The sequence below is a fragment of the Collinsella sp. AM29-10AC genome (assembly GCF_003469085.1).
In the GTDB taxonomy this organism is placed as follows: Bacteria; Actinomycetota; Coriobacteriia; order Coriobacteriales; family Coriobacteriaceae; genus Collinsella.
Genome location: NZ_QSKB01000019.1, coordinates 32,943 through 53,739, shown reverse-complemented (window position 1 = coordinate 53,739; position 20,797 = coordinate 32,943). Strand labels below are relative to the sequence as shown.

Here is a 20,797-nt window from a genome sequence, read left to right as displayed (position 1 = left end):
TCGGAAGGCACGTGCAGACCTTTCGTCATGGCCTCCTACCTTTCTTTCGGGCCTTTCGGCCGAATCTCTCAGCACCCTTCCGTAACGGGTGCTGCTTGCTGACAGCTCTAGTTATATCCAAATTCCAACCGCAATTCCACCTCGCCCCCGAACGGTCAACAAAGTTCGATGAACGGTATATCGAATATGATTCTCCCATAATGCACTTCGGCGTTCTAAAGTAGCTTTTCTAAGGTAAATGCTCTTTTTTCTTAAAAATCATTCGCAATTACAACTCCAATCTTTCGATTAAGAATTGCATATCTAAAACGGTTTTATGTATATAAATGACGCTTGTTCGTGTTTCTGTCTGTATTCGATGATATTCAGCTACCTATCATTCTTATTCACACATACTCACCAGTTGAGTGAGGATATAGACCGTTTTTCACAACGCGAAGGGCGTCAGCTCTATGGCTTGTCAGCGTAAGAAGTAGGTAAAGATACCGTTCACGCGATACGTCCGTGCCATAGGCCGACTAAATTGAGACAATAGTGAATAGTGTTAGGCAACCGTCCCCCACGGGGACTGAACGGACAGATGCATATGCCGAGCAAAATCGAAAAAAAGCAAGCCGCTGCAAAGCTGCGTAAGCCGCCGCACGACTTCTCGTACACGCAGAACCGAGAGCTCAGCTGGCTGCGCTTTGACAACCGTGTGCTTGACGAAGCCTTCGACGAGACCGTTCCGCTGTTCGAGCGGCTAAAGTTCGTGTCGATTTTCGAGTCTAACCTCGATGAGTTTCTCATGGTGCGCGTGGGCGGCCTGTCCGATCTGGCAGAGCTCAAAAAACAGCCTGTCGACAACAAGAGCAATATGACCGCCTCCGAACAAGTCGATGCTGTCATGGCCGAAATGCCCGGGCTCCTTACCCGATGGGAGTCCATCTTTAAGAGCATCGAGGGCAAGCTCGACACCCTGGGCGTTCACCGCGCCCGCATCGATTCGCTTACGCCCGAGGAGCGCACCTTTGTAACCCGTTACTTCCAGGCCTACGTGTCGCCGGTCATCTCACCGCTGGTGATTGACCCGCGCCACCCCTTCCCCAACCTGCGCAACGGCGCACTCTACCTGGCCTGCGGCCTGGACGGCGTCACCGACGAGGAGAGTCTGCTGGGCCTTATCGAGATTCCCACCTCGATGAACCGCGTGGTCGAGATCCCCTCGCCCACCGGCACCTACTCCTACATCTTGCTCGAGGACGTCATCCTCGCCTGCCTGGACAGCTGCTTTGGCTCCTATAAGCCGCTCGACCGCGCGCTCATCCGCGTCACCCGCAACGCCGACATCGACCCGGACGGCGAGGGCGTCGAGGAGGAAGAGGATTACCGTCAGCACATGAAGCGCATCCTCAAGAAACGCTTGCGCCTGCAGCCGGTGGTGCTCGCGGTCTCGGGGTCGCTCGAGAAGGCGACGCTCAAGACCATCCGCAAGGCGCTCGAGCTTTCGCGCCGCTCTGTCTTTACCTGCGATATCCCGCTCGACCTAGGCTACGTCTTTGGCATTGAGGGCAAGATTCCCGAGCACCTGCGCAACGAGCTGCTCTTTACACCGTTTAAGCCGCAGCCCAACCCCACCATCGATATGACCCGCTCCATCCGCGAGCAGGTACTTCAGCACGACAAGCTGCTCTTTTATCCCTATGAGGCCATGAACCCCTTCCTGGATCTGGTGCACGAGGCCGCCTACGACCCCGAGTGCATCTCACTGCGCATCACGCTCTACCGCGTGGCCAAGCAGAGCCGCCTGTGCGAGTCACTGATCGATGCCGCCGAGAACGGCAAAGAGGTCACGGTGCTCATGGAGCTCCGCGCGCGCTTTGACGAGCAGAACAACATCGAGTGGGCCGAGCGCCTGGAAGAGGCCGGCTGCACCGTCATCTACGGCTCCGAGGGCTTTAAGTGCCACTCCAAGATCTGCCAGCTCACCTATCGCGAGGGCATGGCGCTAACGCGCCTGACGCTGCTGGGCACCGGCAACTTTAACGAGAAGACGGCCAAACTCTACAGCGACTTTATGCTCATGACCGCTCACCCCGGCATCGGCGAGGACGCCAACCTGTTCTTCCGCAACCTGTCGCTGGGCAACCTGCGCGGCGATTACCGCTTCCTGGGTGTGGCGCCCGTCGGACTGAAACCGCTCATCATGCGCGGGCTTGACCGCGAGATCCAGCGCGCCCTCGCCGGCGAGCCCGCCCGCGTGTTCTTTAAACTCAACTCGCTCACCGACCGCGAGGTCATCGACAAGATCGCCGAGGCATCGTGCGCAGGAGTCCGCGTGGACATGATCATCCGCGGCATCTCGTGCCTCAAGCCGGGCGTTCCTGGCAAGACCGAGAACGTGCATGTCCGTTCTATCGTCGGACGCTTTTTGGAGCATGCGCGCGTTTACGCCTTTGGCGTGGACTCGGACATGATCTATCTGAGCTCGGCCGACATGATGACACGCAACACCGAGCACCGCGTGGAGATCGCCTTCCCCGTGCTCGACCCCACCTGCCGCGCCCTGGTGCACGAGTACATGAGCATGCAGCTGCGCGACAACGTGAAGGCCCGCAGCCTCACGAGCGACGGCACCTGGGTCCCCGTGGAGCGCGCAGAGGGTGAGAAACCCTTCAACTCGCAGGAAGCCCTGCTGGAGCGTGCCTACCGCAACGCCGAGGCCGCGCCCGAGCCCGTCATTGAGGCAAAACCCGCCCCCGAGCCCGAGCCGCAGCCGGTAGCACCCAAGGTCCAAGAGGTCCAGGCGACCGTCATTGAGCCCGAGCCTGCACCTGCACCTCGACCCGAGCCGCAGGTCACCAAGCCCGCACCCGAGACGAGTGCCCGTCGCGATAAGCCCGCTGGCAAGACCAAGGCCATCGAGCGCCATCACCCCGGCCGCGTGCGCATGGGCTTGGGCCTGATCGGTCTGGGTCTCAAGACGCTCATTACCGGCAGGACGAAATAGTCGTTTGTAGAAGCAGTTTGTAGAAGCGCCCCGCATTTGAGCAAAGCCTCGGATGCGGGGCGCTTTTCCCTGCTACCATGGTGCGAGCAACAACACGAATGACAGGCAGGGATATGAAGCTCACTATAGAATCGATGACCTACGGCGCCGACGGGCTGGCGCACGCCGACAACGGCAAAGCCGTCTTTGTGCAGGGTGCCGTGGCAGGCGACACCGTCGAGGCCGAGGTCGTACAGGACGGCAAGTCGTTCATGCGCGCCCGCACCACCGAGATTCTGGAGCCGAGCCCCGATCGCATTCAGCCCCCCTGCCCCTACGTGGGCATCTGCGGCGGCTGCTCGTGGGGCAATCTCTCACGCACGGCACAGCTCGCCGCCAAGGAGCAAAACCTGCGCTCCACGCTCGAGCGCATCGGCAAGTTCGCTCCTGAGCAGGTCGATGAGTTGGTGCAGCCCATCTGCCACACCAAGGACGACTGGGGCTACCGCAATAAAATCGAGCTCGAACCGACCGTCGTCAACGGTCGCGTGCGCCTTGGCATGCACGGTGTCGACCCCAGCAAAATCGTGACCGTCGATGCGTGCCCGCTGTTCGATAAACGTTTTCCCAAGGCGCTCAAATCGGTCGTCGGCGCACTCAACTATCTAAGCGGCAGCCATGACTTAGGGCTCGAACGCGTGGGCATTCGCGCATCGCGCCGCACCAAGGCGCTCGAGGTTGCACTCTGGACGCCCACGGGCTCTTTTCCGCGCTCGCAAGTCTCCCGCGTGCTGGCGGTCGCCGCTCATCCCACGAGCATCGTGCGTGTGATGAGCAAGGGCGAAAAGAAGGCCCGCCGTGTCTCCAAGGTCGAAATGCTCGCCGGAGAGGGCTCATGGACCGAGAATATCGCCGAGGGTCAGATGCGCTTGTCTGCCCCGTCTTTTTTCCAAGTCAACACCAAGGGTGCTGAAATTTTGATCGAGCTTGTCATGGAAGCGCTCGACCCGCAAGAAGACGAGCTTGCCGTGGACCTGTACTGCGGCGCCGGAACCTTTACCCTGCCGCTCGCCCGCCGCTGCGACTTCGTCGCCGCCGTCGAGGCCTACGGCCCGGCCGTGCGCGACCTGCGCCGTAACCTGGAAATCAACAAGCTTGATAACGTCGACGTCATTGGCGGAGACGCGGTGCGCGAGTTCCCCGACCAGGATGCCGACGTCTTGGTGGTCGACCCGCCGCGCGCAGGCCTCGCCCCCGAGGCGATCGACCTTATCGCCAGCACGAGCGCTCGCGATGTCGCCTACGTGAGCTGCGACCCCGCCACCCTGGCACGCGACCTTAAGCGCTTTGTCGAGGAAGGTACCTTCTCCCCCGTCAAGATCACGCCGGTCGATCTGTTCCCGCAAACCTTCCACTGCGAAACCGTCGTCCACCTCAAGCGCAACTAGACTGTTTGCCCCAGACCACGCCCGATGATTTTTCTGGCACGGGGATAAAAATAGATTTGCTCCGAATGATTATTTAATCCCCGTCCCGAAATTGAACCGCCCCTCATTTCTTGAACATTAGAAATGGGGGCTTCTTTATGGACGGGAGAGTCAGGCACGACGCCACGCTGAGGACTCTTGCAGCAGAGCTTTGCGACAGGGGGTGCGGGCGCGCCGAAGGCCAGCGGGAGGCCGAAGGGTGCCCGGACCCGGCCGGGGCCGGCGGCGTGCGAGGGCAAGCTCATGCGACGGAGCTGCTGCCCGGGCGCCTGAAGGACGAATTCTACAGGAGCCGGACGTGGCGGAGCTTCGAGGAGTTCAAGCGGGACCTCGAAGCCTATACCGTTCACTGGAACAAGAGGAGGCGGGTTAAGCAAAAGGGACTGACCCCGGAGGAGTTCCGAAATCAGTCCCCATGTGCGGCATAGGCCGCTAATTGACCCGTCCAAGTATCGGGGCGCAGTTCATTTCAGCGCCGCCCGAGAAAGCTAAACGCCTTCTGGCAGGTTGTCCCGGGCCGAGGGCGGCCACCTTGATCGCCCTCGGCCCTCACCCACCTCAACTGCCCCTCAATTACATAGAGCTGATTGAGGAGGGCGCAGGCTAGCGGGTGCCTTCCTCATCGTCGTTGGGCCGGTAGGTGATGAACTCGATAACAAAGGCCAGGACGGCAGAGACGAGCGAGGCGATGATCGCGAAGATCATGTGGGAGATCCCGGCGCCACCAGGGGTCCCGTCGATAAAGTTGAGCAGGTTGAAGACGCCGAGGCCGCCCGAGATGTACATGAGAGCGCCAGTCATTCCCACGATGACGCCGCCCACGGCGGAGCTCAGGCATGCCACGACGAACGCGCGCTTGTTGGGGAGGGCGATGCCGTAGATGCCCGGCTCGGTGACGCCGAAGAAGAAGGCGGAGATCATCGCGGGAAGGGCGATGCCGCGGAAGCGCTCGTCCTTGTTTCTGAGGTACATGGCAAAGATGACCGCTCCGAGCGCGAACCCGTGGCCGATGGTGGCGGCGAGCACGCTGTCGTGGCCGAGGGTGTTCAGATTCATGATGGAGATGGGGATGAGGCTCCAGTGGAAGCCAAAGATGACGAGGCACATCCACAGTCCGCCAACCAGGGCGCTGCCCAGGACGGAACCAACCACGGGGAGCTGGAAGATGAACGAGAACGCCGCGCTCAGCAGGTTGGTGATGAGGGTGGCCACCGGGCCGATGATGAGGTAGCCCAAGACGATGGAGACCGTCATCGTGGCGAGCGGGACAAGGAACATCTTGAGCGCAGCCGGCATCCAGCTCTTGAGCCAGCGCTCAAGGATAGAGCCGAACCACACCATGAGAAGGACGGGGATCACCGAGCTCACGTAGCCGGACACGGGCATGATGATGGGGAGCCCGAGGGCGGTGGCGTACCACGAGAACGTGCCGGCCACGCCGAGGTCGATGCTGCCGAGCGCCTCGCCCGAGGTCAGGGCGACCATCGTCGGGTAGAGAAGCGCCACGCCGATTGCCACGCCGGTGAACTCGTTCATGCGGAACTTGCGCGCGGCACTGAACGCCAGGGCGACGGGAAGGAAGTAGAAGAAGCCGTCAGCCACGGTGTAGAGCAGCGTGTAGAGGCCGTCGTTTGCAAAGGCCGGGACGAAGTAGGTGATGAGGGCAAGCAGTCCCTTCATGATGCCTGCGGCGGCAAGCGGTCCCAGGATGGGCTGGAAGATGCCAGAGATGAGGTCGATGACGACGGAGGCAACGGTCTTATCGCCCTGGGGCTCGTCGTCGGCGCTTGCGCCGCCCGAGAAGTTGCCGGCCTCCAGGACCGCGTCGTAGACGTCCTCGACGATGTTACCCACGACCACCTGGTACTGGCCGTTGGCCTGGATGACCTGGATGACGCCCTTGAGGGCCTCGATCTTGGCAGTGTTGGCGCGGGACTCGTCCTTGAGTTTGAAGCGCACGCGCGTGATGCAGTGCGCGACGCTGGCGACGTTCTCTGTGCCGCCTACGTTCTCGAGTATGGATCTGGCCAGATCGTCGTATTTTTCAGCCATTATTTTCTCCTTAGTGATATTGCCCGGGCGGCTAGCCCAGGTCGCCTCCGTTGGTGGCGATGGCCTGTTGATACCAGTAGAAGCTCTTCTTGCGCCTGCGCTCGAGCGTGCCGTTGCCCAGGTTGTCGCGGTCCACGTAGATGAAGCCGTAGCGCTTCTCCATCTCGCCGGAGCCCGCGCTCACGAGGTCGATCGGCCCCCAGGTGGTGTAGCCGAGCATCTCGACGCCGTCCTGCTCGATGGCGTCACGCATGGCCTCGATGTGCTCGCGCAGGTAGGCGATGCGGTAGTCGTCCTCGATCGTGCCGTCGGGAAGCACCTCGTCATAGGCGCCGAGGCCGTTCTCCACCACAAAGAGCGGCTTCTGGTAGCGGTCCCAGAGGTCGTTGATCGTGATGCGGAATCCCAGCGGGTCGATGACCCAGCCCCAGTCGCTCGTGCGCACGTAGGGGTTCTCCACGCCGGCGAAGGCGTTGCCCTCGGCGACGCCGCCCACGGAGTCGGGGTCGCCCGCGGTGCAGCGCGAGGAGTAGTAGCTAAACGAGATGAAGTCGACGGTGTTCTCCGCAAGGATGCGCTCGTCCTCGGCGGTCATGCCCACGTCGATGCCCTCGCGCTCGAGCATCTTGAGCGCGTAGCCGGGGTAGCGACCGCGCGCCTGCACGTCCACGAAGAAGAGGTCCTCCTGGTTCTTGACCTGCGCCGCGCGAACGTCCTCGGGACGACAGGAGTAGGGGTAGTAGCTTCCCGCGGCGAGCATGCAGCCCACCTTGTTCTCCGGATCGACCTCGTGGGCGATCTTGGTGGCCCAGGCGCTCGCCACGAGCTCGTTGTGCGCGGCGCGGTACTCGGCCTCGCGGGCATTCTCCCCGGGCTCGAGGACGATGCCGGCACCCATGAAGGGACGGTGCAAGATCATGTTCATCTCGTTGAACGTGATCCACCAGCGCACGAGGCCGCGGTAGCGGTTGAAGAGCACCGTCACAAGCCGCTTGTAGAGCTCGATAAGGGTGCGGTTTCGCCAGGCGCCGTACTTCTTGACGAGGTGGATGGGGCAGTCGAAGTGCGTGATGGTCACGAGGGGCTCGATCCCGTGCTCGCGGCAGCAGCGGAACACGTCCTCGTAGAAAGCGAGCCCGGCCTCGTTGGGCTCCTCCTCGTCGCCATTGGGGAAGATGCGGCTCCAGGCGATGGAGAGGCGAAAGACCTTAAAGCCCATCTCCGCGAAGAGGGCTATGTCCTCGCGGTAGTGGTGGTAGAAGTCGATGCCCGTCTGGGCCGGGTAGTAGTACCCGGGCTCGAAGTCGAGCATGCGCCTCAGGCCGCGGCTTACGTCGTTGCGCTCCGGCCCGTGTGGGATGACGTCGACGTTGGCAAGGCCGCGGCCGCCCTCGTCATAACCTCCCTCGCATTGGTTGGCGGCGGTGGCTCCTCCCCAAAGGAACCCTTTTGGAAATGGCATGGTGCCTCCTTCTCTCTGGCGCCCCCATCTCTGCGGGGGACGCTTTATAACGTCCTTGCGGCCTCGCGCGCCTGGCCCGTGGCCCTTTCCCTGATGCGCGCGGGCCGCCTGTGAAGGGGTGACTAGCTGACGGCTTGTCCTGCGGCGGCGCGACGTGCCTCCCGGCCTCCAAGCAGGGAGGGGACCTGTGCCAGGCACACGCCGGCGAGGATGGTGGCGACGCCCAGCCACTCGACGACGCCGAGCGGCTCGCCGAGGACGATCATGGCGATGAGCAGGCCGGCGGGGAGTTCCGCGGCGGCCATGACGGTGGACAGGCCCGCGGGCAGGTGCGGAGAGCCCATGCCGAAGAGCAGGACCGGGCAGAGCATGCCAAAGAAGCCGGCGATGACGGCAAAGGGCAGGATGCCCTGGGCGAGGACGCCCGAGACGACGTAGTCCGGACACACCGTGAGCGACATGACCACGGAGCCCGCGCATACGATGACGCCACGCTGCTCGGACGAGCAGGGGGCCTCGACCTTGCCGGAGAGGGTGACAAAGAGGGAGCAGGACACGGCCGCCCCCAGCGCGCAGAGCAGGGCCACGGGGTCGTACCCGGTGATGCCGGTCTTGTAGACGCCGCTGGCGAACACCGTTCCGAAGACGATGACCAGGGCGGAGGCCACTTGGAGGAGCCTCGGCGGCCGGCGCGTCATGACGGTCTGCCACACGAGCCCCAGCCACGTGAACTGGAAGAGGAGCGTGAGTGCCACCGGGGCGGGCAGCACGCTCATGGCGTAGCAGTAGAGGATTGAGGTGAGGCAGGTGAGGGCTCCCAGGCCCATGAGCTTGAGGGCGAGCTTCCAGCCCACGCGCTGCCAGCGGTGCCCGAGTGCGTGCCCTGCGAGCGTGGCGAGGGCGAAGAAGAGGCAGCCGAACCACGCCTGGCTCGCCACCACCTGCGCTGAGGTGAAGCCCGCGGCGTAGGCGAGCTTGTAGGTCGTGGCCATCGCGCCGTAGCAGGCGCCGCCCGCAAAGACCTGGAGCGCCGCCTTGACCTGCCCCGCGCCCGCGGCTCCCGCCTCGGCGGTCTGTTGCTTGATTGTGTTTGTTTCTGCCATTAGGCTCCCTTCCGTCTGCTGTCTTGCAGATGCACGTCTCGTGCGTCTGTTCCCTGCAGTCGGAAGGTGGGCTCGTGCGGTCTTCTGGCGGTGCATGTGGTACCTGCTGCCAAGACGAAAAAAGCCACGCAACCGACTGCTCGGTTGCGTGGCAAAAAGGTGGCTAGCGCCCAGAAAAGTCCACGCGTTTTTAGACTGGGACAAAGTACTACAACAGGTGAGATTCCGTCAAGAAAAACCGAGGAAAAAAGTGAGCCTCTGCCCGCCGTACCTGTGGCGGTCGTTCCCCGAACGGGGCAGTGCTGTTGGGGACTGTCTCGATCTGTAACAGTTGGGGCTAGTTTTGGTCGATGGATGTTACAGATTGAGATTGTTGAGGATGGGTGGGGGTAGCTAATTCGGACGGGGCTATTTTAAACATTGGGAAATCGAGCGTGGCAAGCGGAGGTCTTCGGGGTATAAGACGGCTAATTGTATGCCGCCTATGAAAGGAACCCTCATGCCCAGCGTTGCCGTTCTCGCCGCCGATGGCTTTGAAACTATTGAATGCCTGACCATGGTCGATGTCATGCGTCGCGGCGGCGTGCGCGCCACGCTTGTCTCGATCATGCCCACGCGCGAGGTCGTAAGCTCGCTGCAGATTCCCGTAACCTGCGACGTACTCTTTGACGAGATTAACTTTAACGAGTATGACTGCGTCGTGCTGCCCGGCGGTCTGCCCGGCGCCACCAACCTGCGCGCCGACCAGCGCGTCTGCGACGTGGTCTGCGAGTTCGCCGCGACCAAGCACGTCGCCGCCATCTGCGCCGCCCCGTTTATCCTGGGTGAGCTCGACCTGCTCGAGGGGCGCCACGCCACGTGCTTCCCTGGCTTTGAGAAAAGCTTCCCCAAAGGCGCCTATACCGGCGAGAAGGTTACGCAAGACGGCAACATCATCACCGCCAGCGGCATGGCCCAGTCGCTCCCCTTTGCGCTTGAGCTGCTGCGCACGCTCGCCGGCGACAAGGCCGTCGAGAAGGTCGCCGAGGGCATTCAGCTATGATTTTGGCTTCGCAATCACCGCGCCGCATCGAGTTGATGCGCGAGGCGGGCTATGACATTCGCATCATTCCTGCCGATATCGACGAAACGCCGTTTGATGGCGAGGCCCCGCTTACGCTCGTTGAACGCTTAGCACGCGCCAAAGCCGCCGCCGTTGCCGCCGAGCATGCCGAGCCCAATGAGCTGACGGTCGCGGCCGACACCATCGTCACCTTTGACGGCAAGATTCTGGGCAAGCCGGCAACCGAGGACGAGGCGCGTACCATGCTCCGTGAGCTTTCGGGCCGCACGCACCAGGTCGCAACCGGCGTCTGCATCGTTAAGGCAGGCGATACGGCCGCCCCACATGCCGCCGAGAGCCTGTCCTTTGTCGATGTGACCGACGTGACGTTCTACGAGCTCACCGACGAGCAGATCGAGCACTACGTCGCCTCGGGTGAGCCCATGGACAAGGCCGGCGCCTACGGCATTCAGGGCACAGGAGGACGCATGCTCGTGCATGATATATCGGGCGACTTCTATAACGTGGTGGGCCTACCCATCGCTCGCGTCGCGCGCGCGATTCAAAAGCTCTCGTAATTGCATCTGGCGCTGGGTATCCCCCAGCGCCTACAATTTTGGCGTACCGTACGGATCCCGACCGGGCACATGGCGCGGCGGAAAACCGATAGGAGTTAAACATGGATACACTGCTCGAGGCCATTGACGTCTGCGATGTCGATGGCTTTTGCTATGGCAACTATACGGACGAGGAGGCCGGCACCGGTTGCACCGTAATCGTGGCACCCGAGGGCGCCACCGGCGGCGTTGACGTTCGCGGCGGTGCTCCAGCATCGCGCGAAACCGACCTGCTGCGACCCGAGAACACCGTCGACAAGGTCCACGCCGTCTGCCTTTCGGGCGGATCGGCCTTTGGTCTGGAGGCCGCAAGCGGCGTCGCCCGCGAGCTCGAGAGCCGCGGCATCGGCCTTCCCGTCGGCCCCACGCAGGTGCCTATCGTGTGCTCCAGCTGCATCTTCGACCTCGCCTTTGGCGATCCCACCGTGCGCCCCGACATAGAAGCCGGCATCGCCGCCGTGCGCGAGGCACTCGACAACACCCCCACCACACTCGAGCAGGGCAATGTGGGTGCCGGCACCGGTGCTACCGTAGGAAAGCTCATGGGCCCCACCACCTGCATGAAGGCCGGCCTTGGCGCTGCCGCCGTGGCGCTCGGCCCTGTCAAGGTGGGTGCCGTGGTCTCGGTCAACGCCTGCGGCAACGTCGTCGACCCGACCACGGGCGAGTGGGTAGCCGGCATGCGCGCCGCAGCCGATAGCAACCAGATCGTCGACATGGAGCTCGCCGCTTTTGCCGCCGCCGGCTCTATGCAGATGCCGCTCGACCGCACCAACACCACCATCAGCTGCATCGTCACCAACGTTGAGCTCACCAAGGCTCAGGCCACCAAGGTCTCCCAGATGGCCGCAGACGCCTACGCACACGCCATTCGTCCCACGCACACCACCAACGACGGCGACACCATCTACACCCTCGCCAGCGGCAAACTAGACGCTCAGACAAGCGCCACCGTTCCCCTAGACCTGCTGGGCATGCTCGCCGTAAGGGCCCTACAGACCGCCATCGTAAACGGAGCCAAAACCGCCAAAACCTCCCACGGCATCCCCGGCGCCGCGAAGTAACTTCACTCGACCGTCGGTCGGAGGCGGGCGGGCGTTACGTTTGCTGCTCTACAGTCCTATGCAAGACGAAGGCCACATTAAGTGGCCTTCTTTGCATGCGGAACTCGCGACAAACGTAACGTCCGCCCGCCTCCGACCGACTACCAACCAAATTCTTTTCAGCCCAGGCCCCTTTGTACCACGCGTCGAAGATCTTCAAATTCAGCTTGCTGACATAAAGCGAGACATAGCAGAGGACCCCTGGTCCTTAACTTGATACGAGTTCCGCACGCAAAGGAGGCGCCAGTGGCGCCTCCGTCTTGCGCAGGACTGTCCGAAGTAGCAAGTTAAGGACCAGGGGTCCCCGTTACCCGTGCGTTTCTGTGCTAGTTGAATTTGAAGATCTTTGAGGCAAGACGGTATAGGCCGAGTGTGGTTTTGTCTCCGGCCCGTCCGCGCAGGTTGGTGAAGAAGCCGACCACGCCGTAGCGGGCACGACGATACATGCGCTCGTCGTAGGCCTTCAAATCATTCCACAGCGTCTTTAGGCGCTCGTCGGCGCAATCTTCCTCGGAAAGCTTGGTGAGCACCGAGCAGATCGCCATCATCATGGTGAAGTAGCCCATCATGTACGAACGCAGACGCGACGACTCAACATCGCTGTACAGGTGGTACGACTCCATCATGATACGCGTAACACGGAACTGCTGGTCCAGACGCTTGACCATCGTTGCCTCGTTGACGCTCTGACCTTCGCGACCGATAAAGTAGCGGTAGAGGTCGATGTCGGCGTAGTACATGGTCTTGCAACGCGGCAGCGGCACGTAGGCGTAGATGTTGTCCACATAGAACGTGTGCGGCGGCATGGGAAGGTTGGACTCGCGCAGCACATCCGTGCGATAGCACAGGCTGTGCATGAGTAGGTTCTGGTCCAGGCGGAAATGACCGATCTGATCCCAGGAAAAGATCTTTTTGCGCGGCAGGGCAAATTTGTAACCGATAGCGGTATGCGTGCCCTCGTAAACCTTCTCGTACACGTAGTTCGAGATAAACAGGTCAACGCGCTGGTCGCGCTCCTCAAAGCCACGCAGAATCGACAGCATGGTCGAAAGGGCAGCGCCGTCAAGCCAGTCGTCCGAGTCGACAACCTTGTAGTAGGTGCCCTGCGCCTCGCGCAGACCCGAAAGGACGGCAATACCGTGACCGCCATTCTCCTGGTGCACCGCGCGGATGATTCCAGGATAACGGGCCTCCCACTCGTCGGCCTTGGCGGCCGTCTCGTCCTTGGAGCCGTCGTCCACCACGATAATCTCGATATCGGTGGCGCAATTGCTCCCCTCCAAGATGGAGGTGATGCAATGGTCCATGTCCTTGGCGGCGTTATACGAGGGAATACCGAATGTTATGACTTTATGCATGGCAGGCGATAATCTCATCCGAAAGATCGAGGGCAGAATTGGTCACGGCGTCCATATCGTAGTAACGATACTCGGCCAGACGACCCACCGGGTGGAAGTTCGTCAGGTTCTGGACGCGCTCAAGATAGCGCTCATAGAGCTCACGGTTCTCGGGCTCAAGAATGGCGTAGTACGGCGTCTCGCCCGAGCCGGGCGTATAGGCCTTGGAGTACTCCTTCATGATGGTGGTCTTGCCGGGCAGGACCTGACCGGTCATGTTCTTGAACTCGGTGATACGCGTGTAGTCCTCGCTCGTGGTGTAGTTGACGGTGCCCACGGGCTGGAACTGGTCCATATCGAGCGTCTCGAACTTCATATCGAGCGTGCGGTACGGCAACGCACCCAAGTCGAGGCTGAACAGCTCATCGAGAGGACCGGTATAGACAATCTCGCCGCCGTAGACCTTGCCATCGATCTTGACGGTGGTCTCGTCGATTTCAAAGAGATCGCGGGCGTCCACGTCGCAGAACACGTCGATCAGATCGTGATCGAGCATATGCTCGAACAGCGCGGTATAGCCGTCCTGCGGCATGCCCTGGAAAGGAGCCTGCGGGAAGTAGCGATCGTCATCGCCCACAAAGACGGGAACGCGGCCGGTGATCGAGGGGTCGATCTGGTCGGGCGTCTGGCCCCACTGCTTCATGGTGTAATGCAAAAAGACGTTCTCATAGACATAATCGGCGACCTCGGCAAGATCCGGGTCGTTCTTCTTGCGCAGCTCCATAATGGGCACCTTGACGTCCTTGCCAAAGGTCTCCACGAGCTTTTGGTACAGCTCCTCGCCGCGCTCATCGCCAAAGGCGAGCTTGAGGCTCGCATGGTTAAAGGGTACGGGCATGAGGGTGCCGTTGATGTTGGCGAGCACCTTGTGCTGGTAGTCCGTCCACTTGGTAAAGCGCGACAGGAAGCTATGGACGCGCTCATTAAAAGTGTGATAGATGTGCGGACCGTACTCGTGGACCAGGATTCCGGCCTCGTCAGTGCAGTCGTAGGCATTACCCGCGATGTGGCCGCGACGCTCCAAAACGGCAACACGATAGCCGATAGTTTCGGCAAGACGGCGGGCGCAAACGGCACCGGCATAACCGGCGCCGACAACGATCATGTCGTACGCACCGGCATTAAAGCCTTCAGGCAGGCCTGAGGTAATCTGCATCGATACTCCTTGTCAAAAGCCACACGCTTTTTAACTGGGCTTTTTCTCGAACATACGTCGAGACATATTTATCAGTGCGATTATAGCGCTAATGCGTCCTATAATGAGCTTGCCACACAAGGAAAGCTCAAGCACCGCGGCGTACATTATTGAAAGGTAAACCCGCTAGCAGCGGGTTTATTCGTGTACAGCCGAGGGCCTGGAGCTTAGCGAAACGCTTGTAAGGAGTATCATGAGCGATTTCCTGAACCGTATGAAGTCTGCCGCCAAGGCCGACCTTAAGACGATCGTCCTGCCCGAGGGCGAGGATCCGCGCACCATCGTCGCGGCCAACAAGATCATCGAGGAAGGCCTGGCCAACATCGTCATCCTGGGCGATCCCAACGAGATCAACGTTCCCGGCGCCACCGTCATCGACCCGCGCAATGCCGAGAAGCACGAGGAGTACGCACAGAAGTTTGCCGAGCTCCGCGCCAAGAAGGGCGTTACCATCGAGCAGGCTCGCGCCCAGGTGATGGACGCCACCTACTTTGGCACCATGATGGTCAAGATGGGCGACGCCGACGGCCTGGTCTCCGGCGCCTGCCACTCCACCGCCGACACCCTGCGCCCCGCGCTTCAGATCCTCAAGACCGCCCCGGGCACCAAGCTGGTCTCGGCCTTCTTCGTGATGTGCACCGACACCCCGCAGTTCGGCACCGACGGCACGCTGATCTTCGCCGACTGCGGCCTCAACATCAACCCGTCCTCCGACGAGCTCTCCGAGATCGCCATCGCCTCCGCTCACTCCTGGTCCACCTTCATGGGCAACGTTGAGCCGCACGTGGCCATGCTCTCCTACTCCACCATGGGCTCCGCCGGCGGCGAGGTCGCCAAGAAGGTCCAGGAGGCCGTGAAGTTCTGCAAGGAGAAGGCTCCCGAGCTCGCCATCGATGGCGACCTGCAGCTCGACGCCGCTATCGTCCCCACCGTCGCCCAGCTCAAGGCTCCCGGCTCCTCTGTCGCCGGCAAGGCCAACGTGCTCGTGTTCCCCGACCTCGAGGCCGGCAACATCGGCTACAAGCTGGTCCAGCGCTTCGCTGGCGCCGACGCTTACGGCCCCATCCTGCAGGGCATCGCCAAGCCGGTCAATGACCTTTCGCGCGGCTGCTCTGCCGACGACATCGTGGGTGTCGTAGCCATCACCGCCGTCCAGGCTCAGATGGCTGAATAGATTACATATCCCCTCGGGACCCTGCAGGGCAAAGCTCTGAAAACGTCCTCGGACATGCAAAGAGGCTCCGCTGCGCGCTTCGCGCGGCGGAGCCTCTTTGCGTCCTGCGGAATGTTTTCAGAGCTTTGCCCTGCAGGGTCCCTGCCGTCACGCAGCAGTCAGGGAATCTGGAGTGGGCGGCGGCTTGGCTACGAGCTGGGGCTTAGGATCTGAACGAATGGATGCCGTTGCTGAAAGCGCAGGCGTTGCCGGCGATGGTCACTTTGGGACTGGAATTACCGCCTGCTAGTAAAAAGGCCTCCGGAGCTGTTGCTCTGGAGGCCTTTTTTCAATTACAGACGAATGCGTTAGTTGTTCTTGGTCAGGCGTTCGACGTCGTGGGCGATCATGTATTCCTCGTCGGTGGGGATGACCATGACCGTGACGGCGGAACCGGCGGCGCTGATGACCTGCGGGCCGTTACCCACGGCCTCGCGGTTCTTGTTGTTGTCGATGCGCACGCCCAGCCACTCGAAGCAGTCGCAGAAAGCCTTGCGGATCGACCAGTCGTTCTCGCCAATGCCGGCGGTAAAGGTAATGGTGTCCACGCCCGCCATGGAGGCAATCATGGAGCCGGCCTGCTGCATGGCCTTGTAGGCGAACATATCGAAGGCGAGCAGGCAGCGCTCGTCGCCCTCGGAGGCGCGCGTGCGGATGTCACGGGCGTCGTTGGAGATGCCCGAGATGGCAAGCAGACCAGACTGCTTGTTCATCATGTCATCGACTTCCTGGTAGCTGTAGCCGCCCTCGCGCTGCAGGTAGCACACGGTAGCCGGGTCAATGGAACCACAACGGGTGCCCATCATCAGGCCGTCGAGCGGCGTGAGGCCCATCGTGGTATCGCGGCATACACCGTCCTCAATGGCGGCGAGTGAAGCGCCGTTGCCCAGATGACACGAAAGCAGACGGTGGCAGCGCGAACCCAGGATCTCCTTGGCCATCATCCACTCGTAGCGGTGGCTCGTACCGTGGGCGCCGTACTTGCGCACGTGGTACTTGTTACACACGTCCTTGGGCAGGGCGTAGGTGTAGGCGACCTCGGGCATAGTCATGTGGAACGAGGTGTCGAAGACGGCCACGTTGGGCAGCTCCGGATACTTCTCGCGACAATACTCGATTGCCGCTGCCTCGCCGTAGTTGTGCAGCGGGGCAAGCGGTGCCACCTCGAGAATCTTAGCCATGACCTCATCGTCGACGACCGCGGAATCGTCAAAGTACCAGCCACCCTGAACAATACGATGCCCAATGCCATCGATCGTAAAGTCGGTCTTCTCGAGCTCCTCGAGCACACGTGCGATAGCCGAACGGTGGTCCGGGAAGGGGACCTCCTCGGTTTGCTTGGCGCCACCGTTCTCGGAGTGGCCAAAGATGCCCATGTCCGAACCGATACGTTCGCAGTTGCCCTTGGCGAAAACCTCGCGGGTATCGGTATCCAAAAGCTGATATTTAAGGCTTGAGCTACCGGCGTTGACAACAAGTACGTTCATGAGACTCCTTTGCAGTGCGATACGGTCGGCGCAGACCCCTTAAGGCGGCCGCATGTTAATAAGAAGTTATCACAACTTAATAAATAACTATCAGGCATATCGCCCAACGAGCACAAAAGAGGGGCCGAACGGCGCTCGGTCGTCCAGCCCCTCCCCTTTTGCAATTACTTGCCGTTGACGATGCGCTCGACGTCGGAAGCGATCATGAACTCCTCGTCCGTGGGGATAACGAAAATCTTAACCTTGGAATCCTTGGCAGACAGGCACCATGCGCCGTCACCACGCAGGGCGTTGCGGGCATGATCCATCTTGACGCCCATAAAGGCCAGGCGGTCGGCCACGCCGGCGCGGACGGCAGGAGCGTGCTCACCGATGCCGGCAGTGAAGACCAGGGTGTCCATACCGCACATGGAGGTGGCCATCTCGGCAGCCTTGGCAGCAATCTTGTAGACGAACATATCGAAGGCAAGCTGGGCCTCGGGGTCACCGGCAGCGGCGAGCTCCTCGACGTTGCGGCAGTCGTTGGTCTTGCCGCCGGTCACAGCCAAAAGGCCGGACTTCTTGTTCATCATCTCGTCGACCTCGTCGAAGGTGTAGCCGCCCTCGCGCTGCAGGTAGCACACGGTAGCCGGGTCGATGGAGCCGCAGCGGGTGCCCATCATAACGCCGTCGAGCGGCGTCAAGCCCATGGTGGTGTCCATGCACTTGCCGTCCTCGATGGCGCACAGGGAAGCGCCGGAGCCGATATGGCACACGACGACCTTGCGGGCCTCGCCGTTGGTCATCTCGGCGACCTTCTTGGAGATGTAGCGGTAGCTGGTGCCGTGGGCGCCGTACTTACGGATGTGCAGCTTGTCGCAGACGTCCTTGGGCAGGGCGTAAGTCTTGGCGACCTCGGGCATGTTGAAGTGGAAAGCGGTGTCGTAAACCGTGACGTTGGGCAGGTCGGGATACTGCTCCAGGCAGTACTCGATAACGTTGGCCTCGGGGTTGTTGTGCAGCGGGGCGAGCGGAGCGACCTCGCGGATCTTGGCGAGGACATCCTCGTCGACGAGGGAGGAATCGCCAAAGTACCAACCGCCCTGAACGATACGGTGGCCGATACCCTCAATCTTGACGCCGTTGGCCTCGAGGTCCTTCAGGACAACCTCGATGGCGACCTTGTGGTCGGGGAACTCGATGTTCTCGGTCACCTTCTTGGAGCCGTTGGCAGCATGGGTGAAAGTGCCGCCGGTAAAGCAGACGCGCTCGCAGGAGCCCTTTGCGGACACCTTATGGGACTTGGTATCGATGACCTGATACTTAAGGGTCGAAGATCCTGCGTTGACGACCAGAACGTTCATGTGTCTCCCTACTAACAGGCGGTGTGGCGCCGCCAGGTTACATACGCTTCAATAATAAACCCAAACGCCCTCGCGCTCGGGTTTATTGCGTTGATATATAAGTTATCGGTGCCTAAATACTCATGTCCTCTGGCTTGTAAGACGAAATAACGCGGGGATATACACAAGGGAAGAAATCCCGAGCGCGACAAGCAATATGACTCGAATGCCCGCGATGCCGCTCAACGCAGCGTTGAACAGATAGAAAAGGATGGCACCCACCGCCACCATCTGGCTTTGAACCGAAATCAGTGAACAGCGCATCGAAGGATCGGCTGCTTTTTGAAAAATTGAGTATTTAATTGGAGCAAATAACGAGTACGCGACCGTCTGCAGCACATAGAACACGGGCAGCAAATAAACCGGAGTTAAGGGAATCAAAAACAGAGCTGTCAGGAAAAGACGCACGATGCCGCAAATACGCGCAAAGCGGCCCTTGTCGACATGAGCAATCGCACAGGGCACAATAAGTCCCATGGAGGCCGAGGCAAGGAGCTGAACCGCAATGGTCACACCCGAAGCGACGGCATTCATTCCGCGACCCGCAAGCAGCAGTGAGAAAAAGTCTTCCAGGGCGACAAAAGCAAATGCCTGAGAACAGTCCATGATGAACGCTGAACGAAGAATGCCATTACACGCAATAGCGGCACCGATCATCTTCGGGCTAATTCCACGCTCAGGTGCCCCCGCAGTGCCCCCTCTTCGCATCTCAGGAATGCAGACAACGACAACCAACGTCAACACCATTGCGATGATATCTGCCGAAAGACCAATGAGATATGCACCGACAGACGAAATGAAACCGCCCACGCAAGCGGAGATGGCATAAGAGGCATAGAAAACAAATCGCTCAACGACATTAAGTCTTACGAGCTGGTCCTGAGAGACGCTGTCAATGTAAATCGCTTCTATGGATCCGCTCAGACATGCAACGGCAAAACCTTTGAGAGCGAACGCACCGATTAAAAGCAGAGGGGAACGGACGAGAAGCAGGGCGGCGTAGTATCCAAGCATCCCCACGACGCCAACGAGACCGCTTGCCTTTCGTCCAAACCTATCAGCAATATAGCCAGTGGGAACTTCGAGGATGAACTTGCTCACTTGATATGCAATCATCATGCTAGAAATCGCCACTATCGAGAATCCGACGAATTCAAGGTAAACCGTCAGAAAATACAAAATAGTGCTGAAGTTCGACAGAAAAACGAACGTCATATAAAGCAAAACCGTACGGTTTTTCATGCTCCGCCCTCCAAGAGTCAGCAATCTAAATCGAAATCTTGGAAAAGCATGAGGGCAAAGCTGTCAGCTATGTGTTGCAGGGCGTCAACATTCACTTGACGACACGAGGCCAAATGGCCTCACGAAGCGAGATGACGCAATAGGTGAAGAAATACCGTCTGGTGTCGATCGGTCCAGGCATTTTGTCGATAGCAAAAGTAGATGGGCAAGGCTACGTCATGTGAGGCTTCAATGGAGCACTCGCTCACTTCCGATCCATCCGATGCGAGAGAAGAGCCAGAAAAACTCAATATCAATCCCCCGGCTTGAAGAAACTCAGCCTGCGCCCTGTTTCCGTATTCGACATCGCGAAAGCGGAAATTAACCAGCTGAGCTTCGGGACATTGATTGATTGCATTGAGACAGGGTGACAAATTAATGGGAACAGCGAGCCTGCCGCCCAGTAACTCACGAACGGTCATAGCACCCACAGATTGATGACCAGCTGGGCATGAAAGAACCCTGAGCTCCTTTTCACCCATATATTTTGAAGAAAGGACGCTGTCCCGTGGTTCCTCAAACGAGATAGCCGCGTCCGAAATGCCAAGTATAAGTGATTCAAAGCATGTAGCCGTTGGCTGATGCCACACATCGAGGTGAATCTGAGGGTGCGAGCTTTCAAACGAGTCATACCAGTTTTCGGCAAAAAGGCGCCCCCGCCCATGAAGGCAGGGGGCGTAAAGACGAAAGTGGCCGTCGGGCGAGACGCCGTCGTCCCTCGATTGAGCGTACTTTTTGAGATCGTCGACTTGTGCCAGGATCACGCGTGCACGACGCGCAAATTCTCTGCCCGCCGGAGACAAAACAGCCTCCCCCGCCGATCGGTTGAGCAAAACGATCTGATACTCAGATTCCAACTTTTTGATTGCCGACGAAACGGCCTGCGGACTCACATGAACGGCGCGAGCTGCTTTGCGCACGCCGCCATAGTTCGCTACCGCTTGAAGGTATTCGAGTTGAGAAAGCTGCATAGATTACTCCAAAGGCAGCCAAGTCGACGGCCTACGC

General features: G+C 60.2%; 16 protein-coding genes. 7 read left to right on the top strand and 9 right to left on the bottom strand.

Annotated features, from left to right (window positions below):
• Positions 1-586: 586 nt before the first annotated feature.
• The 3 genes from ppk1 (at position 587) to DW754_RS11235 (ending at position 4,883) form a co-directional block, all read left to right on the top strand.
• A complete protein-coding gene (gene ppk1 / locus DW754_RS07395; protein ID WP_369832167.1) occupies positions 587-2,989 on the top strand; it encodes a polyphosphate kinase 1 in 2,403 nt (800 codons plus the stop codon).
• Between the two features lie 98 nt (positions 2,990-3,087).
• The gene (gene rlmD / locus DW754_RS07390; RefSeq protein WP_117759007.1) at positions 3,088-4,416 is read left to right on the top strand and encodes a 23S rRNA (uracil(1939)-C(5))-methyltransferase RlmD; all 1,329 of its coding nucleotides are present in this window, start codon (positions 3,088-3,090) and stop codon (positions 4,414-4,416) included.
• Between the two features lie 137 nt (positions 4,417-4,553).
• Positions 4,554-4,883 carry an IS3 family transposase gene (locus DW754_RS11235; RefSeq protein WP_197032199.1) on the top strand — a complete coding sequence of 110 codons (330 nt, stop codon included), beginning with the start codon at positions 4,554-4,556 and terminating at the stop codon, positions 4,881-4,883.
• A 175-nt stretch (positions 4,884-5,058) separates the two neighbouring features.
• On the opposite strand, the gene DW754_RS07380 is transcribed toward DW754_RS11235, so the two are convergent.
• From DW754_RS07380 to DW754_RS07370, 3 genes are all read right to left on the bottom strand, one after another.
• On the bottom strand, positions 5,059-6,507 hold the full coding sequence (locus tag DW754_RS07380; RefSeq protein WP_117759008.1) for a PTS transporter subunit EIIC: 1,449 nt from the start codon (positions 6,505-6,507) through the stop codon (positions 5,059-5,061).
• Positions 6,508-6,538: 31 nt separating this feature from the next.
• Positions 6,539-7,969 carry a 6-phospho-beta-glucosidase gene (locus tag DW754_RS07375; RefSeq protein WP_117583936.1) on the bottom strand — a complete coding sequence of 477 codons (1,431 nt, stop codon included), beginning with the start codon at positions 7,967-7,969 and terminating at the stop codon, positions 6,539-6,541.
• 122 nt (positions 7,970-8,091) lie between these two features.
• Complete coding sequence (locus DW754_RS07370) at positions 8,092-9,072, bottom strand: DMT family transporter (RefSeq protein ID WP_118072019.1); 981 nt, start codon at positions 9,070-9,072, stop codon at positions 8,092-8,094.
• Between the two features lie 499 nt (positions 9,073-9,571).
• On the opposite strand from DW754_RS07370, the gene DW754_RS07365 reads away from it, so the two are divergent.
• From DW754_RS07365 to DW754_RS07355, 3 genes are all read left to right on the top strand, one after another.
• The gene (locus tag DW754_RS07365) at positions 9,572-10,114 is read left to right on the top strand and encodes a DJ-1 family glyoxalase III (RefSeq protein ID WP_117635391.1); all 543 of its coding nucleotides are present in this window, start codon (positions 9,572-9,574) and stop codon (positions 10,112-10,114) included.
• Positions 10,111-10,692, top strand: a complete 582-nt coding sequence (locus DW754_RS07360; RefSeq protein WP_117635392.1) for a nucleoside triphosphate pyrophosphatase — start codon at positions 10,111-10,113, stop codon at positions 10,690-10,692. Before DW754_RS07365 ends, DW754_RS07360 begins: the two co-directional genes overlap by 4 nt.
• 101 nt (positions 10,693-10,793) lie before the next feature.
• Positions 10,794-11,795 (top strand): P1 family peptidase, encoded by a 1,002-nt coding sequence (locus DW754_RS07355; RefSeq protein ID WP_117759010.1) that lies wholly within the window; start codon positions 10,794-10,796, stop codon positions 11,793-11,795.
• Between the two features lie 365 nt (positions 11,796-12,160).
• Here the strand turns inward: DW754_RS07355 and DW754_RS07350 are convergent, their stop codons facing one another.
• Together DW754_RS07350 and glf are read right to left on the bottom strand one after the other, a co-directional pair.
• Entirely contained in the window at positions 12,161-13,192 is a 1,032-nt protein-coding gene (locus DW754_RS07350) for a glycosyltransferase family 2 protein (protein WP_117759012.1), read from the bottom strand.
• The gene (gene glf / locus DW754_RS07345; protein WP_117759014.1) at positions 13,185-14,387 is read right to left on the bottom strand and encodes a UDP-galactopyranose mutase; all 1,203 of its coding nucleotides are present in this window, start codon (positions 14,385-14,387) and stop codon (positions 13,185-13,187) included. Before glf ends, DW754_RS07350 begins: the two co-directional genes overlap by 8 nt.
• A gap of 232 nt (positions 14,388-14,619) precedes the next feature.
• Here glf and pta point away from each other — a divergent pair, with 232 nt between their 5' ends.
• Complete coding sequence (pta, locus tag DW754_RS07340) at positions 14,620-15,600, top strand: phosphate acetyltransferase (protein ID WP_089573084.1); 981 nt, start codon at positions 14,620-14,622, stop codon at positions 15,598-15,600.
• Between the two features lie 347 nt (positions 15,601-15,947).
• Here the strand turns inward: pta and DW754_RS07335 are convergent, their stop codons facing one another.
• The 4 genes from DW754_RS07335 to DW754_RS07320 form a co-directional block, all read right to left on the bottom strand.
• Positions 15,948-17,126 (bottom strand): acetate/propionate family kinase, encoded by a 1,179-nt coding sequence (locus tag DW754_RS07335; RefSeq protein ID WP_117759016.1) that lies wholly within the window; start codon positions 17,124-17,126, stop codon positions 15,948-15,950.
• Between the two features lie 164 nt (positions 17,127-17,290).
• Positions 17,291-18,469 (bottom strand): acetate/propionate family kinase, encoded by a 1,179-nt coding sequence (locus DW754_RS07330; protein ID WP_006234305.1) that lies wholly within the window; start codon positions 18,467-18,469, stop codon positions 17,291-17,293.
• A 120-nt stretch (positions 18,470-18,589) separates the two neighbouring features.
• On the bottom strand, positions 18,590-19,750 hold the full coding sequence (locus DW754_RS07325) for an MFS transporter (protein ID WP_117759018.1): 1,161 nt from the start codon (positions 19,748-19,750) through the stop codon (positions 18,590-18,592).
• Between the two features lie 119 nt (positions 19,751-19,869).
• Positions 19,870-20,760: a LysR family transcriptional regulator gene (locus DW754_RS07320; protein ID WP_117759020.1), complete on the bottom strand. Its 891-nt coding sequence runs from the start codon at positions 20,758-20,760 to the stop codon at positions 19,870-19,872.
• Positions 20,761-20,797 lie beyond the last annotated feature (37 nt).

Bases quoted from the DNA above. Each gene is read 5' to 3' on its own strand.
- ppk1 (WP_369832167.1), top strand. From the start codon at position 587: ATGCCGAGCAAAATCGAAAAAAAGCAAGCCGCTGCAAAGCTGCGTAAG.
- rlmD (WP_117759007.1), top strand. From the start codon at position 3,088: ATGACAGGCAGGGATATGAAGCTCACTATAGAATCGATGACCTACGGC.
- DW754_RS11235 (WP_197032199.1), top strand. From the start codon at position 4,554: ATGGACGGGAGAGTCAGGCACGACGCCACGCTGAGGACTCTTGCAGCA.
- DW754_RS07380 (WP_117759008.1), bottom strand. From the start codon at position 6,507: ATGGCTGAAAAATACGACGATCTGGCCAGATCCATACTCGAGAACGTA.
- DW754_RS07375 (WP_117583936.1), bottom strand. From the start codon at position 7,969: ATGCCATTTCCAAAAGGGTTCCTTTGGGGAGGAGCCACCGCCGCCAAC.
- DW754_RS07370 (WP_118072019.1), bottom strand. From the start codon at position 9,072: ATGGCAGAAACAAACACAATCAAGCAACAGACCGCCGAGGCGGGAGCC.
- DW754_RS07365 (WP_117635391.1), top strand. From the start codon at position 9,572: ATGCCCAGCGTTGCCGTTCTCGCCGCCGATGGCTTTGAAACTATTGAA.
- DW754_RS07360 (WP_117635392.1), top strand. From the start codon at position 10,111: ATGATTTTGGCTTCGCAATCACCGCGCCGCATCGAGTTGATGCGCGAG.
- DW754_RS07355 (WP_117759010.1), top strand. From the start codon at position 10,794: ATGGATACACTGCTCGAGGCCATTGACGTCTGCGATGTCGATGGCTTT.
- DW754_RS07350 (WP_117759012.1), bottom strand. From the start codon at position 13,192: ATGCATAAAGTCATAACATTCGGTATTCCCTCGTATAACGCCGCCAAG.
- glf (WP_117759014.1), bottom strand. From the start codon at position 14,387: ATGCAGATTACCTCAGGCCTGCCTGAAGGCTTTAATGCCGGTGCGTAC.
- pta (WP_089573084.1), top strand. From the start codon at position 14,620: ATGAGCGATTTCCTGAACCGTATGAAGTCTGCCGCCAAGGCCGACCTT.
- DW754_RS07335 (WP_117759016.1), bottom strand. From the start codon at position 17,126: ATGAACGTACTTGTTGTCAACGCCGGTAGCTCAAGCCTTAAATATCAG.
- DW754_RS07330 (WP_006234305.1), bottom strand. From the start codon at position 18,469: ATGAACGTTCTGGTCGTCAACGCAGGATCTTCGACCCTTAAGTATCAG.
- DW754_RS07325 (WP_117759018.1), bottom strand. From the start codon at position 19,750: ATGAAAAACCGTACGGTTTTGCTTTATATGACGTTCGTTTTTCTGTCG.
- DW754_RS07320 (WP_117759020.1), bottom strand. From the start codon at position 20,760: ATGCAGCTTTCTCAACTCGAATACCTTCAAGCGGTAGCGAACTATGGC.